At 73.0% G+C, this 15,950-nt stretch carries 10 protein-coding genes; 3 read left to right on the forward strand and 7 right to left on the reverse strand.

The features are described 5' to 3' along the window. Window positions 1–189: 189 nt before the first annotated feature. A complete protein-coding gene (gene leuS / locus ACLQ24_RS02590) occupies window positions 190–3,030 on the reverse strand; it encodes a leucine--tRNA ligase (RefSeq protein WP_425888792.1) in 2,841 nt (946 codons plus the stop codon). Between the two features lie 402 nt (window positions 3,031–3,432). Between leuS and ACLQ24_RS02595 the strand changes: the two genes are divergently transcribed. From ACLQ24_RS02595 to ACLQ24_RS02605, 3 genes are read left to right on the forward strand one after another with little or no spacing between them, the layout of a single operon-like run. Beyond that, entirely contained in the window at window positions 3,433–4,485 is a 1,053-nt protein-coding gene (locus tag ACLQ24_RS02595) for an AAA family ATPase (protein WP_393217122.1), read from the forward strand. 1 nt (window position 4,486) lies between these two features. Then, on the forward strand, window positions 4,487–5,785 hold the full coding sequence (locus ACLQ24_RS02600) for a DUF58 domain-containing protein (RefSeq protein ID WP_425888793.1): 1,299 nt from the start codon (window positions 4,487–4,489) through the stop codon (window positions 5,783–5,785). Window positions 5,786–5,801: 16 nt separating this feature from the next. Continuing rightward, window positions 5,802–8,270: a transglutaminase TgpA family protein gene (locus tag ACLQ24_RS02605; RefSeq protein ID WP_425888794.1), complete on the forward strand. Its 2,469-nt coding sequence runs from the start codon at window positions 5,802–5,804 to the stop codon at window positions 8,268–8,270. Window positions 8,271–8,385: 115 nt separating this feature from the next. Here ACLQ24_RS02605 and ACLQ24_RS02610 read toward each other — a convergent pair whose 3' ends face one another. The 6 genes from ACLQ24_RS02610 to ACLQ24_RS02635 all read right to left on the reverse strand — a co-directional run bounded on the left by ACLQ24_RS02610 (window position 8,386) and on the right by ACLQ24_RS02635 (window position 15,888). After that, on the reverse strand, window positions 8,386–8,784 hold the full coding sequence (locus ACLQ24_RS02610) for a DUF3040 domain-containing protein (RefSeq protein WP_425888795.1): 399 nt from the start codon (window positions 8,782–8,784) through the stop codon (window positions 8,386–8,388). 116 nt (window positions 8,785–8,900) lie between these two features. Then, window positions 8,901–10,160, reverse strand: a complete 1,260-nt coding sequence (locus ACLQ24_RS02615) for a DNA polymerase IV (protein WP_425888796.1) — start codon at window positions 10,158–10,160, stop codon at window positions 8,901–8,903. A gap of 62 nt (window positions 10,161–10,222) precedes the next feature. Then, the gene (locus tag ACLQ24_RS02620) at window positions 10,223–11,437 is read right to left on the reverse strand and encodes an alkaline phosphatase family protein (RefSeq protein WP_425888797.1); all 1,215 of its coding nucleotides are present in this window, start codon (window positions 11,435–11,437) and stop codon (window positions 10,223–10,225) included. Next, the gene (locus ACLQ24_RS02625; protein ID WP_425888887.1) at window positions 11,434–12,204 is read right to left on the reverse strand and encodes a methyltransferase domain-containing protein; all 771 of its coding nucleotides are present in this window, start codon (window positions 12,202–12,204) and stop codon (window positions 11,434–11,436) included. The genes ACLQ24_RS02620 and ACLQ24_RS02625 overlap by 4 nt, the downstream gene beginning before the upstream one ends. Continuing rightward, entirely contained in the window at window positions 12,201–12,380 is a 180-nt protein-coding gene (locus ACLQ24_RS02630) for a hypothetical protein (RefSeq protein WP_425888798.1), read from the reverse strand. Before ACLQ24_RS02630 ends, ACLQ24_RS02625 begins: the two co-directional genes overlap by 4 nt. A 94-nt stretch (window positions 12,381–12,474) precedes the next feature. After that, a complete protein-coding gene (locus ACLQ24_RS02635) occupies window positions 12,475–15,888 on the reverse strand; it encodes an error-prone DNA polymerase (RefSeq protein WP_425888799.1) in 3,414 nt (1,137 codons plus the stop codon). Window positions 15,889–15,950 lie beyond the last annotated feature (62 nt).

Below are 15,950 nucleotides of genomic sequence, written 5' to 3' on the forward strand. Positions count from 1 at the left end.
GCTGGGCGATGGCCCGACAGTCACCGGTGCACTCGAACCCCGATCGGCCCGAGTGAGACAAGGGTGCACCAATGAGCGGAGCGTGTCGCCGGTCGGGCGGACACTACGCGAAGCGCGATGACTCAGGGGCATATATATGCCCCTGAGTCATCAGCACCGTCAGCGCACCCACGTTCCGCCCCGCAAGGGTCAGGCGACGACCGAGACCATCCGGCCCTTCACCACGATGACCTTGCGCGGCTCCTTGCCGGCCAGCGTCGCGGCCACCGCCTCCAGGGCCGCCGCGCGGACAGTCTCGTCGGCCGCGTCGGCGGGTACCTCGATGCGGCCCCGGACCTTGCCGTTGACCTGCACCGGGTAGGTCACCGTGTCGGCCACCAGCAGCGCCTCATCGGCGGTCGGGAAGTCCGCGTACGTCAGCGAGGTGTCGTGACCCAGCTTGCGCCACAGCTCCTCGGCCACGTGCGGGGCGAACGGCGCCACCATCAACACCAGCGGCTCGGCCACCTCGCGGGGCGTCGCCGACAGCCCGGTCAACCCGTTGGTCAGCTGGATCAGCTTGGCGATCGCGGTGTTGAGCCGGATGCCGTCCATGTCGCCACGGACACCGTCGATCACCGTGTGCAGCAGCCGGCGGGTCGCCTCGTCGGCCGGGTCGTCGGTGACCCGCAGCTCGCCCGTCTGCTCGTCGACGATCGCCCGCCACACCCGCTGCAGGAACCGGTACGAGCCGACCACCGCCCGGGTCTCCCAGGGGCGGGACACCTCCAGCGGGCCCATCGACATCTCGTACACCCGGAAGGTGTCCGCGCCGTACGCCGCGCACATGTCGTCGGGGGTCACCACGTTCTTCAGCGACTTGCCCATCTTGCCGTACTCGCGGTTGACCGTCAGGTCGCCCAGGTAGTACGCGCCGTCGCGCTCGGCGACGTCCTCGGCCTGCACGTAGCTGCCGCGCGAGTCGGTGTACGCGTACGCCTGGATCATGCCCTGGTTGAACAGCTTGCGGAACGGCTCGAACGACGACACATGCCCCAGGTCGAACAGCACCTTGTGCCAGAACCGCGCGTACAGCAGGTGCAGCACGGCGTGCTCGGCGCCACCGACGTACAGGTCGGTGCCCCCGCAGTCACCGTCGGCGCGCGGGCCCATCCAGTACCGCTCGTTCTCCGCGTCGACGAACCGCTCGCTGTTGGTCGGGTCCAGGTAGCGCAGCTCGTACCAGCAGGAGCCGGCCCACTGCGGCATCACGTTGGTCTCCCGGGTGTAGCGCTTCGGCCCGTCACCCAGGTCCAGCTCGACCTCGACCCAGTCGCGCCGCCGCGACAGCGGCGTCTCCGGGTTGGAGTTCGCGTCGTTCGGGTCGAACGTCTTCGGGGAGAAGTCGTCCACCTCCGGCAGTTCGACCGGCAGCATCTCCTCGGGCAGGGCGATGGCGGCGCCGGTCTCGTCGTAGACGATCGGGAACGGCTCACCCCAGTAGCGCTGCCGGGAGAACAGCCAGTCGCGCAGCCGGTAGGTCACCGCGCCGGCGCCGTGGCCGTTCGCCTCCAGCCACGCGATGATCGCCGCCTTGGCGTCGGCGACCCCCAGGCCGTTCAGGTCCAGGCCGCGCTCGGGCGCGGCGCTGTTGATGGCCGGGCCGTCCCCGGTGTACGCCTTGCCGTCGAAGCCCTCCACCGGCTGCACGGTGCGCACGATGGGCAGCTCGAAGACCTCGGCGAACGCCCAGTCCCGCTCGTCCTGCGCCGGCACCGCCATGATCGCGCCGGTGCCGTAGCCGGCCAGCACGTAGTCCGCGATGAAGATCGGGACCTGCCCGCCGGTGGCGGGGTTGGTGGCGTACGCGCCGATGAAGACGCCGGTCTTCTCCTTGGAGTCGGACTGCCGCTCGACGTCGGTCTTCGCGGCGGCGGCCTTGCGGTACGCCTCGACGGCCTCGGCGGGGCTGGCGTGCCCGCCGGTCCAGGCATTGATCGTGCCGTCCGGCCAGGCTGCCGGCGCCAGCGCGTCGACCAGCTCGTGCTCCGGCGCCAGCACCATGTAGGTGGCCCCGAAGACCGTGTCCGGACGGGTGGTGAACACCCGGATCGGCTCCCCTGCCGTGGCGAAGTCGATGTGCGCCCCGGTCGACCGGCCGATCCAGTTGCGCTGCATCAGCTTGATCGGCTCAGGCCAGTCCAGGCTGTCCAGGTCGTCCAGCAACCGGTCACCGTACGCGGTGATCCGCATCTTCCACTGCTTCAGGCTGCGCTTGAAGACCGGGAAGTTGCCCCGGTCGGAGCGCCCGTCGGCGGTGACCTCCTCGTTGGCCAGCACGGTGCCCAGCCCCGGGCACCAGTTCACCGGCGCCTCCGAGACGTACGCCAGCCGGTGGTCGTCGACGACCTGGCGGCGCTCGGCGACGCTCAGCTCGGCCCAGGGGCGGCCATCCGGGGTGGCCCGGTTGCCGCCCTCGAACTCGGCGATCAGCTCGGCGATCGGCCGGGCCCGGCCGGCCTCGCGGTCGTACCAGGAGTTGAAGATCTGCAGGAAGATCCACTGCGTCCAGCGGTAGAAGTCGGTGTCGATGGTGGCCACCGAGCGCCGCTCGTCGTGCGCCAGCCCCAGGCGGCGCAGCTGCGACTTGTACCGCTCGATGTTCGCGACAGTGGTGGTCCGGGGGTGAGTGCCGGTCTGCACGGCGTACTGCTCGGCGGGCAGCCCGAACGCGTCGAACCCCATCGCGTGCAGCACGTTGTGCCCGGCCATCCGCTGGTAACGGGCGTAGCAGTCGGTGCCGATGTAGCCCAGCGGGTGGCCGACGTGCAGGCCGGCGCCCGACGGGTACGGGAACATGTCCAGCACGTACAGCTTCTCCGCGCCGGCCCGGGGGTGACCCGGATCGGCCAGCGGGCCGGTCGGGTTCGGCGCGTGGAAGGTGCCCTCGCGCGCCCAGGTGTCCTGCCAACGGGTCTCGATCTCGTCGGCCATGGCCGCGGTGTATCGGAACGGGGGGATGTCGCCCGCCGGTGCGGCTGCCTCGCTCATCGTCTCTCCTCGCTTCGCTTCGCTTCGTCTCGGCACCGCCGGGCCGGACCGGCGGCGGGCACAAAAAAGCCCCTCGCGCACGAGGGGCCGCCGTGCTGTCGCGCGTTCAGCGCATCAGCACGGCCCGGTAAGAAGCAGGAAGACTCCGGCCATGCCCCGCAGTGTACCGCGCGCGCGGTTGCGCCTGTCGGCCGCCGGCCAGGGTCGGCCCCGTTCCCCCGAGCTGGCGAATATCGGGGCGTAACCGGCGGACTACCTGCGGGGGTCGGCGATAACGACAAACATGGTTAGCCTGAGAGGCCAGTGAGATCCCTGCGGCAAACGAGGCTCGACGTCGCGAACCCAACGGCGGGTCCAGGTGCTCTCTACAGAGCTGCCGTGACGGCGACGAGGAGGAGGCCCGTGACACAACAGACCTGGGACGAGGTGGGCGGCCTGTTGCCGCACGACGAGTTCCGCGCCGCCAGCGAGGCCATCGTGGCCAACATCGAGCAGGTCATCGAGGGTAAGACCGCCACCGTGCGGCTGGCCCTGGCCGTCCTGCTCGCCGAGGGCCACCTCCTCATCGAGGACGTTCCCGGCGTCGGCAAGACCAAGCTGGCCAAGGCCCTCGCGCGGTCCATCGACTGTACGGTCCGGCGGATCCAGTTCACCCCGGACCTCCTGCCCAGCGATGTCACCGGCGTCAGCGTCTACAACCAGGAGACCCACGACTTCGAGTTCCGCCCGGGCGCCGTCTTCGCCAACCTGGTCGTCGGCGACGAGATCAACCGGGCCTCGCCGAAGACCCAGTCGGCGTTGCTGGAGTGCATGGAGGAACGGCAGGTCACCGTCGACGGCGTGACCTACCAGCTCCAGACCCCGTTCATGGTCATCGCCACCCAGAACCCGATCGAGATGGAGGGGACGTACCCGCTGCCCGAGGCGCAGCGGGACCGTTTCACCGCCCGGATCGCAATGGGTTACCCGGACGCCGGCGCGGAGCTGGCGATGCTCGACGGGCACGGCGCCACCGACCCGTTGAACGAGCTGCGCCCGGTCTCCGACGCCGACATCGTCCGGCAGCTCATCGCCACCGTCCGGCAGGTGCACGTCGCCGACGCGGTCAAGCAGTACGCGGTCGACCTGGTCACCGCCACCCGTGAGGCCCCCGACCTGCGCCTCGGCGCGTCCCCCCGGGCGACGCTGCAACTGCTGCGCACGGCCCGGGCGGTCGCCGCGCTGGAGGGTCGCGACTACGTCCTCCCGGACGACCTGCAGGCCCTGGCGGTGCCGGTGCTGGCGCACCGGATCATCCCGACGGCCGACGCGCAGCTCGCCCGGCGTACCACCGACGCGATCGTCTCCGAGTTGGTGCACCGACTGCCCCTGCCGCACGATCGCCAGCGCAACCCGTACGACACCCGGCCCGCCACCGGCAACGGTCGCCCGCCCTACGAGCCGCGGAGGCCGTGACGTGCGTGCCGGGCTGCGCGGGCTGACGACCCGCGGGCGCTCGTTCCTGGCGGCCGCGGTCGCTGCGGCGGTCTCGGCCGTCATCCTCGGCGAGAAGGACCTGCTCCGGGTGGCCCTGTTGCTGGCCATCCTGCCGTTCCTGGCCGCCGCCTACGTGGGCCGCAGCCGCTACAAGCTGGCCTGCAACCGGTCGCTGGACCCGCACCGGGTTCCGGTCGGGGCCAACTCGCGGGTGGTGCTGCGCCTACAGAACCTCTCCCGGCTGCCCACCGGCACCCTGCTGCTGGAGGACCGGCTGCCCTACGCGCTGGGCAGCCGGCCCCGCGTCGTGCTGGAACGGCTCGGCGCCCACCAGGCCAGCTCCGTGGCGTACACGGTGCGCGCGGACGTGCGCGGTCGCTACGACGTGGGTCCGCTGGTGGTCCGGATGACCGACCCGTTCGGTCTCTGCGAGCTCACCCGCGCCTTTCCCAGCACCGATCACCTCACGGTCATCCCGCAGGTCACCCCGCTGCCGTCGGTCCGGCTCCCCGGGGAGTACGCGGGCAGCGGCGACAGCCGGGCGCGTTCGGTGGCGGTGCACGGCGAGGACGACGCGGCGACCCGGGAGTACCGCCGCGGCGACGACCTGCGCCGGGTGCACTGGAAGTCCACGGCGCGCACCGGCGAGCTGATGGTGCGCCGGGAAGAGCAGCCCTGGGAGAGCCGGGCCACGGTCGTGCTGGACACCCGCGCGTACGGCCACCGGGGTGACGGGCCGACGGCGAGTTTCGAATGGGCGGTCTCGGCCGCCGCGAGCATCGCTGTGCACCTGCGGCAGGCCGGCTACAAGCTGCGCCTGGTCACCGGCTCGGGGGTCGACGTGGATGCCTCGGAGGGCGGCGGCGACGGCGCGGTGCTCGACCACCTGGCCGAGGTGCGGTTGGACCAGCGGGCCGAGGTGACCGAGTTGGTGCAGCGGGTCCGGCAGCGCGCCGACGGTGGGTTGATCATCGGGCTGTTCGGCACGCTGAGCGTCGCCGAGGCCGAGCTGCTGGCCGGTCTGCGCGGCAACGGCGCGACGTGTGTCGGTTTCCTGTTGGACAGCTCCACCTGGCTGAGCCTCCCCGAGAAGGCCCGCGCCGAGGCGGAGCACGCGCACGGCGCCGCCGTGCTCGCCATGGTGCGCAGTGGCTGGCGGGTGGTCGGTGCCGACCACGGCAGCCGACTGCCGGCGCTGTGGCCGCAGGCGGGCCGCGGCTCCCAGGGCTTCGCCCTACGGGCCGCGCTGGCCGAGACGGTCGCTGGCCGCGTGCGATGAACGGAAGGTTCCCTTCATGATCGCCAGCCGGAACACCGGCGTGGTGGCGGCCGCCGCGACGCTGCTCGCCGCCGCGCCGCTGTCGGCCATCTTCCAGACCTGGACGTGGCTGATCCAGTGCGCGATCGCGGTCGCCGTGGTGGCCGGTGTCGCCGCGCTGACCCGGCTCGTCCGCGCGCCGCTCTGGGGCCAGGTGCTCGGCATGCTGGCCGCCCAGCTGCTCGCGCTGACCTGGCTGTTCCCCAGCGGCAGCGAATTGCTGGCCGTCCTGCCCACGCCGAGCACGTTCGGGCACTTCGCCGACCTGCTCGCCGGCTCGGCGCAGGACATGCGCTCGTACGGCGTCGAAGTTCCGGACACCGACCCGCTGCTGTTCATCACCGTGCTCGGCGTCGGCGGGGTGGCCGTGCTGGTGGACGTGCTGGCGGTGGGGCTACGGCGGCCCGCGCTGGCCGGGCTGCCGATGCTCGCGATCTACTCGGTGCCCGTCGCCGTCTACGTGGACAGCGTCCCCCCGGCGCCGTTCGTGGTGGGCGCCGCCGGTTACCTGTGGCTGCTGGTGACCGACAACGTCGACCGGGTGCGCCGGTTCGGGCGGCGGTTCACCGGCGACGGTCGTGACGTGGACGTGTGGGAGGCCTCGCCGTTGGCCTCCGCGGGCCGTCGGCTCGCCGTAGTCAGCGTGGTGCTGGCCGTGGTGCTGCCGCTGGCGGTGCCGGGCCTGAGCGGTGGGCTGCTCAACAGGCTCACGGAGGGCACGGGTAACGGCAGCGGCACCGGCCGAGGGGTGGGCGGCTCGTCCGGCCGGATCGACCTGTTCGCGTCGCTCGCCGGTCAGCTCAACCAGTCCGAGGTGGCCGACCTGGTCAAGGTGACCACGTCCGAGCCGAGCCCGTTCTACCTGCGTTACGCGGTCGCCGACGAGCTGCGCCCGAGTGGTTTCCAGGCTCGCCCGGCGAGCGGCCGAGCGGCCAACCGCGATCTACCCAACCCGAACGAGCGGGTCGGCCCGGGGGTGCAGCAGACCGAGTACCGGGCGACCGTCGAGGTGACCAAGAGCCTGAGCATGTCCCTGATGCCGGTGTACGCCGAACCGGTGCGCACCCAGGACCTGAACGGCAACTGGCTCTACGACCCCAACCAGCAGATCATCTTCTCCAACCGGGAGAGTTCGCGGGGGCGTAAGTACACGTTCGACTACATCCGTTCGACGTACACCCCGGCGACCCTGCGGGCCGCGAAGCCGCTGCCGGCCGACCACCCGGTCCGCCGGCAGCAGACCGCCACCCCCGGGCCGGTGCCCGAGGTGGAGGAGCTGGTCCAGGGGCTGACCCAGGGCAAGCGGACCGACTACGACCGGGTGCTGGCCATCTACCAGCACTTCTCGGCGGACAACGGATTCAAGTACCGCCTCAGCACCGAGAGCGGCAGCAGCGGCCAGGACATCGTCAACTTCCTGACCAACAAGGTCGGCTACTGCCAGCAGTACGCCGCCGCGATGGCCTGGCTGGTCCGGTCGGCCGGCATCCCCGCGCGGGTCGCGTTCGGCTTCACCAACGGCAGCCAGCGTGACGGCGACACGTACACGCTGACCAACCTCAACCTGCACGCCTGGACCGAGGCCTTCTTCGACGGTGTCGGCTGGGTGCCGTTCGACGCCACCCCGGCGTACGGGGTTCCCGGCTCCACCCGGTCCGCCTGGGCTCCGGACACGGACGCGCCCGAGCCGTCCGCCCCGGAGACCGGCGCCACGGACAGCCCGACCGGTGCGGGCTCGTCGGCCGGGCCGGCCGGTCCGGACAACGCCGACCGGGACACCGACTCCGGGCTCTCCCTGGGAGGTTCGACGCCGGCCGAGCGGGCACCGGTGTGGCCGTGGTGGGTAGCGGGCGCACTCGCGCTGGTGGCACTGCTGGCGCTGCCGGCGCTTCGTCGTCTGACGCTGCGTCGGCGGCGGGCCGGCCGGGCGGTCACCACGACGGCCACCGCCGTCCCGGACGACGGGCCGCCGGCCGACGACGTACGCCTGATGGTGGTCGAGGCGGACGCCGGTCGCGCGGACGCCCATGCCGCATGGGCGGAGCTGCTCGACACGCTTGTCGACTTCAAGGTACGGGTCGACTCGACCGAGACGCCCCGGGCGACCGCGGACCGGCTGGTCCGGGACGCTCTCGCCGACGACGCCGAGGCGGTCGGAGCGGCCCGACTGCTCGGCCGTGCCGAGGAGCGGGCCCGGTACGCGCGGGACCCGCTGACCGGTGAACCGCTGCCTCCGGCGCTGCGCGCGGTCCATGGCGCGCTGTCCTCCCGGGCGGATCGGCGGACCCGGCTGCTCGCCACCGCGTTGCCGCCATCGGTGCTGCTGCGCTGGCGGATCGCCCTCGCGGACGCCTTCGGCCGCCTGGTGGCGCTGACCGGACGGGTCCGCTACCGGCTGCTGCGCTGGAACCCGCGTCGGATGCTGGCCGACCGAGCAGCACGCTGACCGACGCCCGCGGGGGCACGGGGTTGGTCGGACGCGCGGATACGTCAGTGGTCGCCGGGGCTCCCCGGCGACCCGCTCGTCGCGGTGTACGGCCCGCCTCAGCGGCGGGACGGGCTCAGCGGTGCCCCTCTGGGCGCTGCCGCCATCGGTCTTCCATCCGGTCCAGAAGCGACCGGCGGCGACCGGGACGGCCACCGCGGGGACGACGACGACTCGTCGTGCCACCCACCACGTGCAGGTCGGGTGACTGCGCCCGCCGGTGCGACTGCACCGCGAACGCGGCCGACGCCAGCATGACGACGAAGCCCGCCACCGCCAACGGTGGAGTCTTGATCACCGCGCCATAGACCAGTAGAGCCAAGCCAGCGATGATCACGCCGGCAGCGACGAGCAGGCGACGCCGCGCGTGGAAGCGCGGATCGCTGGCGCGCACGGCCGAGGCGAATTTGGGGTCCTCGGCAAGCGACCGCTCGATCTGCTCGAACAGCCGCTGCTCGTGCTCCGAGAGCGGCACGGCACTCCTCCCCGGTCACGTTGGTCAGGCCCACTCGGGCCGACAGACCGTGGCAGCCAACCGGCTGCTTACCCGCAAGTCTACGAGGGGGGTCGCGCGTCGGAAAGCGGGACGACCTACGGGTGGGGTGGATTTTCCTTTCGATGAGCGTCACGGTCGCCTAACAGACTGGCCGGACCTATGACGGACCACCCGAATCGGGCAGCAGCGGCGTCCGCGGCAGCTTCCGCCTCCCGCCATCCGCGCTCGGGCGCGCCGAGGGTGAGCTGCCGGGGCGCGCCCTGCGACGGGGTGAGGCCCTCCACCCGGACACCGACGAGGCGGATCCGCTCACCCGGGTCCAGGGCGGTGTAGAGAGCCCAGACCGTGTCGAACATCTCGCGGGCCGTGTCGGTAGGTACGCCGAGGGTGCGGGAGCGGTTGACGGTGCGGAAGTCGGCCAGCCGTACCTTCAGGGTGACGGTGCGCCCGGCCTGGCCCGCGCCGCGCAGTCGGACGCCGACCTTCGCGCTGAGCGCGAGCAGGGCGCGGCGGATCTCCACCGGGTCCGCCACGTCGGCGTCGAAGGTCACCTCGGCGCCGATCGACTTGTCGACGTGTTCGGGGCTGACCCGGCGCGGGTCCCGCCCGGACGCCAGCTCGTGCAGGTGCGCCGCGGACGCCGCCCCCACCGCCCGGCGCAGCATGCCCACCGGGGCCTCGGCGAGGTCCCCGACGGTAGCCAGACCGAGCCGGCGCAGCGTCTCCGCGGCCCGCTCCCCCACCCCCCACAGCGCGTCGACTCCAAGCGGGTGCAGGAAGTCGAGGACCTGCCCGGCGGGCACGACCAGCAGGCCGTCGGGTTTGGCCAGGGTGGAGCCGAGCTTGGCCACGAACTTGCTCGGCGCCACCCCGACCGAACACGTCAGCCGCTGCTCGTCGGCGACCCGCTGACGGATCAGCCGGGCGATGGTGGCCGGCGAGCCGAACAGTTTGCGGGCGCCCGTGACGTCGAGGAAGGCCTCGTCGAGGGAGAGCGGCTCGACCAGCGGGGTGACGTCCCGGAAGATCTGCATGACCGCCCGGGACGCGGCCGAGTACGCGGCGAAGTTCGGCGGCAGGTAGACGGCGTGCGGGCAGAGCGCCCGGGCCCGGGAGGTCGGCATGGCGCTGCGCACGCCGTAGCGACGAGCCTCGTAGCTGGCCGAGCTGACCACGCCGCGCGGGCCCACGCCACCCACCACGACCGCGCGGCCGCGCAGCTCGGGTCGGGCGCGCACCTCCACCGAGGCGAAGAAGGCGTCCATGTCGACGTGCAGGATTCCGCTGGCGGAGTCGTCGCCGTCCGGCCCGAAGCGCGGATCGTCGCCCCGGGGCAACGACTGGCTGCGACCCATCCCAGCAGGTTAACCCGGGGGTACGACAGCACCACCGGCCGACCGGCCGGACCGCGCACCGGTCAGCCCCGCACGACCAGCAGCGGCACGGTCAGCTCGGCGGCGGTGTCCGCGCCGTGGTACGCCACCAGCTTCGACGCCATCGGTCGCTCGGTGCGGCTGGCCATCACGGCGTACGTGTCGTTGCAGGTCACCACCACGTCGCCGATCCGGCCCAGGTGCTCCTCGGGCACCGGCCCGAACCAGCCGGTGGCCACCATCTCCGCTCGGGTACGCACCCGGGCGGCGTCCCCGAGCACCGCCGACCAGGCCGCCACCACGTCGTCGACCGCGCCCGGCCGGGCGTGCAGGTAGCGCACCCGGGCCTCGCCGGCCACCACCCGGACACCGTCGCGCAGCCGTGGATCGGTGTCCAGGTCGAAGCGGCCCGCGACGGGGATGTCGAGTTGCCCGTGGTCGGCGGTCACCAGCAGCGCCGCGTCCGACGGCAGCCCGTCGACCAGCCGGGCGAGCAGCATGTCCACCTCGGCGGCGGCGCTTCGCCACGGACCCGAGTCGACCCCGCTGAGGTGCCCGTGCCGGTCGAGGTCGGCGTGGTAACCGGAGACCAGGGTCGGCCCGTCGCCGGCGGACAGCGCGGCCAGCATGGTGGCGGCCACCTCGTCGGCCCCGGCGGCGCCCCGGAAGTCACCGCCCCGGTTGGCGGCCAGGGTCAACCCGCTGCCGCCGAACTCCGGCCGGCTCACCACTGTCGTCGTCACGCCGGCGGCGCGGGCCCGTTGGAGCTGGGTGGGCACCGGCTGCCAGCGCAGCGGCGAGGGGTCGGCGGCCCAGTCGGTGTGGGTGAGCACCCGGTCGGTTCCGGGAACCCGCACGGTGAAGCCGAGCACCCCGTGCGCGCCGGGCGTGACGCCGGTGCCCAGCGTCACGAGGCTCGTCGGTGTGGTGGACGGGAAACCGGCGATGAGCGGCCGGCCCACCGTCGCGGCCAGCCCGGCGAGGGTCGGCGCGTACGGCGCGGCGGTCGGCACCTGGTACCAGCCGAGCCCGTCGACGAGCAGGACGGCGATCCGGCGTACCCCGGCCAGGGCGGGTGCCAGCCCGAGCGGGTCGGGCGAGTCGGGCACACCGAGCACGGCGAGCGCGCTGGGCAGCACGTCGGCGAGCCGTCCGCCGGCCTGGTCCGGCCCGAGGATCGCCAGCGGCGGGGCGACGTCGCCCGCCCGACCGCCGCCGCCCGGCGTAACCCCGTCGGCGGGCGGGACCGGCCCGGTCATGCCGGTCGGCGGGCGAACAGGTGCAGTTGGGCGGCCAGGTCCCGGTAGGGGGGTTGGGCGGCCAGCGCCAGCTCCAGCTCGACCAGGGCCGCGGGCTGTCCGTCGGAGACCGCGGCGGGCAGCAGGTCGGCCAGCACGCGTACACCGTGGATGTCCTCGACCTCCAGCCCGGCGGCGGTGAGCAGCGCGACGGCCGTGGAGGCGTCGTAGCGGCGGCGCAGGGTGTCGCGCGGCCCGGCGCTGCCGGCCGGATCAGCGGCCAGCGTGGCCGCGACGTCCAGGTGCCCGTTCATGGCGCGGCCCAGCACGGCGGCGGCCCGGCCGGCCACCAGCACGCTGGCCGCGCCACCCGGGCGCAGCGCGGTGGCCAGCGCGGCGACCACCGGCGTCGGGTCGTCGACGACCTCCAGGACGGCGTGGCAGAGGACCAGATCGACGCCGGCCGGCTCGACCAGTCCCGTGAGAGCGTCGCCGTCGCCCTGCACGGCGACGACCCGGTCGGCGACGCCAGCCTCGGCGGCCCGGCGGGTGAGCGCGGCGAGCGCGTCGGGGCTCGCGTCGACGACGGTGACGCGGTGCCCGGCCCGGGCCAGTGGGACGGCGAAACCGCCGGTGCCGCCGCCGATGTCCAGCACGGTCAGCTCGGCGTCGCCACGCCGGTCCAGCTCGGCGCGCAGCACCGACCAGATCACGACGGTACGGGGGGTCAGCGGCGGCGCGGCGAACCGGCCTCGGGTCTGCTCCACCCGGTCGAGCCTAGTGGTCAGGAGTCGGCGCCCTCGACCGCGTCCTCGGCCCGGGATCGACGCTCGTTGGCCACCGGACCGTTCGTCACCTCGTACTCGCGGGGGTCGCTGAGGTGCGACGGCATCCAGCCGGCGCCCAGCCGGGTCCGTCGGGCGTTGGCGATTCCGCCGCCGGTGTACGCGTGGTTTCCCATCACTTGTCAGTCCCCCTCATGGATCACGGGCGGCTCTGCCCGCTCTGGACGAGTCTCCCGCTCCGCGGCGCCGGAAACCATAATGTGGATCACTGGATCAGCGGAAGTCACGGGACGCGGGTCTGACCGGCGGCTCGATCGCGTCCAGCCGGTCGGCGACCAGGTTGGTCACCCCCTCGTGCCGTTGCAGTCGCCCCCGGACCACCAGCGCGGCGCTCGTCCGGGCCACCCGCCGGTAACGCTGCCACAGCCCCGGTGAGCAGGTGACATTCAGCATTCCGGTCTCGTCCTCCAGGTTGAGGAAGGTCACCCCGCCGGCGGTCGCCGGACGCTGCCGGTGGGTGACGATGCCGCCGACCCGGATCCGCTGGCCCGGTTCCACCCGACCGAGTCGGGCGATCGGCACCGCGCCGAGCACGTCGAGCTGTCCCCGGATGAACCGGGCCGGATGGCTCTCCGGCGACAACCCGGTGGCCCACACGTCGGCGACCAGCCGGTCCACCGCCTCCATGCCGGGCAGCGTGGGCGCCGCCGCGCCGGTCACCGTGCCGGGCAGCCGGCCCGGTCGGTCCTGGGCCGCCGCGCCGGCGGCCCACAGCGCCTCCCGCCGGGTCACCCCGAAACAGGCGAAGGCGTCCGCGGTGGCCAGCGCCTCCAGCTGAGCGGCCGTGAGGCCGACCCGCCGGGCCAGATCCGGCATGTCGCGGTACGCCCCGCCGGCCGCCCGCTCGGCCTCGATCCGCTCGGCCACCCCAGACCCGAGGGTACGTACGCTGGACAGCCCCAGCCGGACGGCCGGGCCGCCCAGCCCCCAGGCGTGCGGCGGCTCTCCCGGCTCGCTGCCCCACCGGGTGTCCGGGGTGGACTCCAGCACCGCCAGAGCCCCGCTGGCGTTGATGTCCGGCCGGCGGACCTCCACCCCGTGCCGGCGGGCGTCGTCGACCAGGGTCTGCGGTGAGTAGAAGCCCATCGGCTGGGCGTTGAGCAGCGCCGCCAGGAACGGCGCCGGGTGGTAGCGCTTGAGCCACGAGCTGGCGTACACCAGGTAGGCGAAGCTCATCGCATGGCTCTCCGGAAAGCCGTAGCTGGCGAACGCGGTGAGTTTACGGTAGACGTCGTCGGCCAGTTCGCCGGTGATGCCCCGCTCGGCCATCCCGGCGTAGAGCCGGTCGGCGATGCGGGTCATCCGCTCGACCGACCGTTTCGCGCCCATCGCCCGGCGCAGCTGGTCGGCCTCGGCCGCGTCGAAACCGGCCAGGTCGATGGCGAGCTGCATCAACTGCTCCTGGAACAGCGGCACCCCCAGGGTCTTCTCCAGCGCGTTGCGCATCAACGGGTGCGCGAAGGTCACCGGCTCCTGGCCGTTCTTACGCCGGATGAACGGATGCACCGAACCGCCCTGGATCGGGCCGGGGCGGATCAGCGCCACCTCGACCACCAGGTCGTAGAACTCGCGGGGCTTGAGCCGGGGCAGGGTGGCCATCTGGGCGCGACTCTCCACCTGGAACACCCCGACCGAGTCGGCCCGGCAGAGCATGTCGTAGACCTCAGGGTCGTCCAGCGTCATGTCGCCGAGGTCGAGCCGGGAACCGATCATGTCGTAGCCGTAGTGCAGCGCGGACAGCATGCCGAGGCCGAGCAGGTCGAACTTCACCAGGCCGACGGCGGCGCAGTCGTCCTTGTCCCACTGGAGCACGCTGCGCCCGGGCATCCGCCCCCACTCCACCGGGCAGACCTCGATCACCGGCCGGTCGCAGATCACCATGCCGCCGGAGTGGATGCCCAGGTGCCGGGGGAACGACTGCAGCTCGTTGGCGTACTCCACCACCTGCTCCGGGATGCCCTCGACGTCGACCGTGGCGACCGAGCCCCACCTGTCGATCTGCTTGCTCCAGGCGTCCTGCTGACCAGGTGAGAAACCGAACGCCTTGGCCACGTCCCGCACGGCCGACCGGGGCCGGTAGGAGATGACGTTGGCGACCTGGGCGGCGTGTTCCCGGCCGTAGCGGGTGTAGACGTGCTGGATCACCTCCTCCCGCCGGTCGGACTCGATGTCCACGTCGATGTCCGGAGGGCCGTCCCGCTCCGGGGCGAGGAACCGCTCGAAGAGCAGCCGGTGCCGGACGGCGTCCACGTTGGTGATCCGCAGCGCGTAGCAGACCGCCGAGTTGGCCGCCGATCCCCGGCCCTGGCAGTAGATGTCCTGCTCGCGGCAGAACGTGACGATGTCGTAGACCACCAGGAAGTAACCGGGGAATCCCAGCTCCTCGATCATGTTCAGCTCGTGGTCGAGCTGCGCGTACGCCGTCGGGTGGGCCTGCGGCGGCCCGTAGCGCTCCCGCGCCCCGTCGGCGGTCAGCTTGCGCAGCCAGCTCATCTCGGTGTGCCCCGGCGGCACCGGGTACGCCGGCAGCTGCGGCGCGACCAGTTGCAGGTCGAAGGCCAACTCGGCGCCGAACTCGGAGGCCCGAGCCACCGCGCCCGAGTACGCGGCGAACCGGGCCGCCATCTCCGCGCCGCTGCGCAGGTGGGCGGTGGCCGCGGCGGGCAGCCAGCCGTCGATCTCGTCCAGACTGCGCCGGGCCCGGACGGCGGCGACGGTGGTGGCCAGCCGACGCCGGCCAGGGCTGGCGTAGTGCACGTTGTTGCTGGCCACGGTCGGCAGCCCGGCCGCGGCGGCCAGCTCGGCGAGCGCGTCGTTGCGGTCGACGTCGACCGGATGACCGTGGTCGGTCAGCTCCACCGCGACCGTCTCGGCACCGAAGAGCGCGGTCAGCCGGTCCAACTCGCGGGCCGCCGCGTCCACTCCCTCGGTGAGCAGCGCACCCGGCACGTGCCCCTTGCGGCAGCCGGTCAGCACCAACACGTGGTCACGCAACTCGGCGGCGACCTCCTCCAGGTCCCCGTAGATCGGGCGGCCCTTCTCCCCGCCACGCAGTTGGGCACGGGCGATGGTGGTGGCCAGCCGGGCGTACCCCTCGTGGCCGTGCGCCAGCACCAGCAGGTGCGCGCCGTGCGGGTCGGGTTCGCCGTTCTGCGGGCCGGGCAGTCCGAGGGACAGCTCCGCGCCGAAGATGGTCGGCAGACCCAACGTACGGGCCGCCTCGGCGAAGCGGACCACCCCGTAGAAGCCGTCGTGGTCGGTGACAGCGAGCGCGGTGAGCCCCAGCCGGGCCGCCTCCTCGGCCAGTTCCTCGGGGTGGCTGGCGCCGTCGAGGAAGCTGAAGTTGGTGTGCGCGTGCAGCTCCGCGTAGGGCACCACGCCGTCGGGACGGGCCAGCTCCGGCGGCTGGTACCGCTCGCGGTGGCGACTCCAGGCCGGGGAGTCACCACCGTCAGCGTCCACGGCGAGCGGGTCCACCACGTGCAGGTGCCGCTCGCCTCTGCTGCCTCGACTGCCACCTGCCCGGGTGTCACCGGCCCGGGTGTCACCGGCCCGGGTGTCACCGGGCCGGCCGGAGAGCACACGCTCCAGCTCAGACCAGGGCATCTTCGGGTTGTGAAAGCTCATCCGGCCGCTCCGGCGGCGCTGGCCGCTCCGGCCGCGCTGGCAGGACCGGCCAGCCGCAGGGC

Origin of the sequence: Micromonospora sp. DT4, assembly GCF_049841675.1 — a bacterium.
Lineage (GTDB): Bacteria > Actinomycetota > Actinomycetes > Mycobacteriales > Micromonosporaceae > Micromonospora.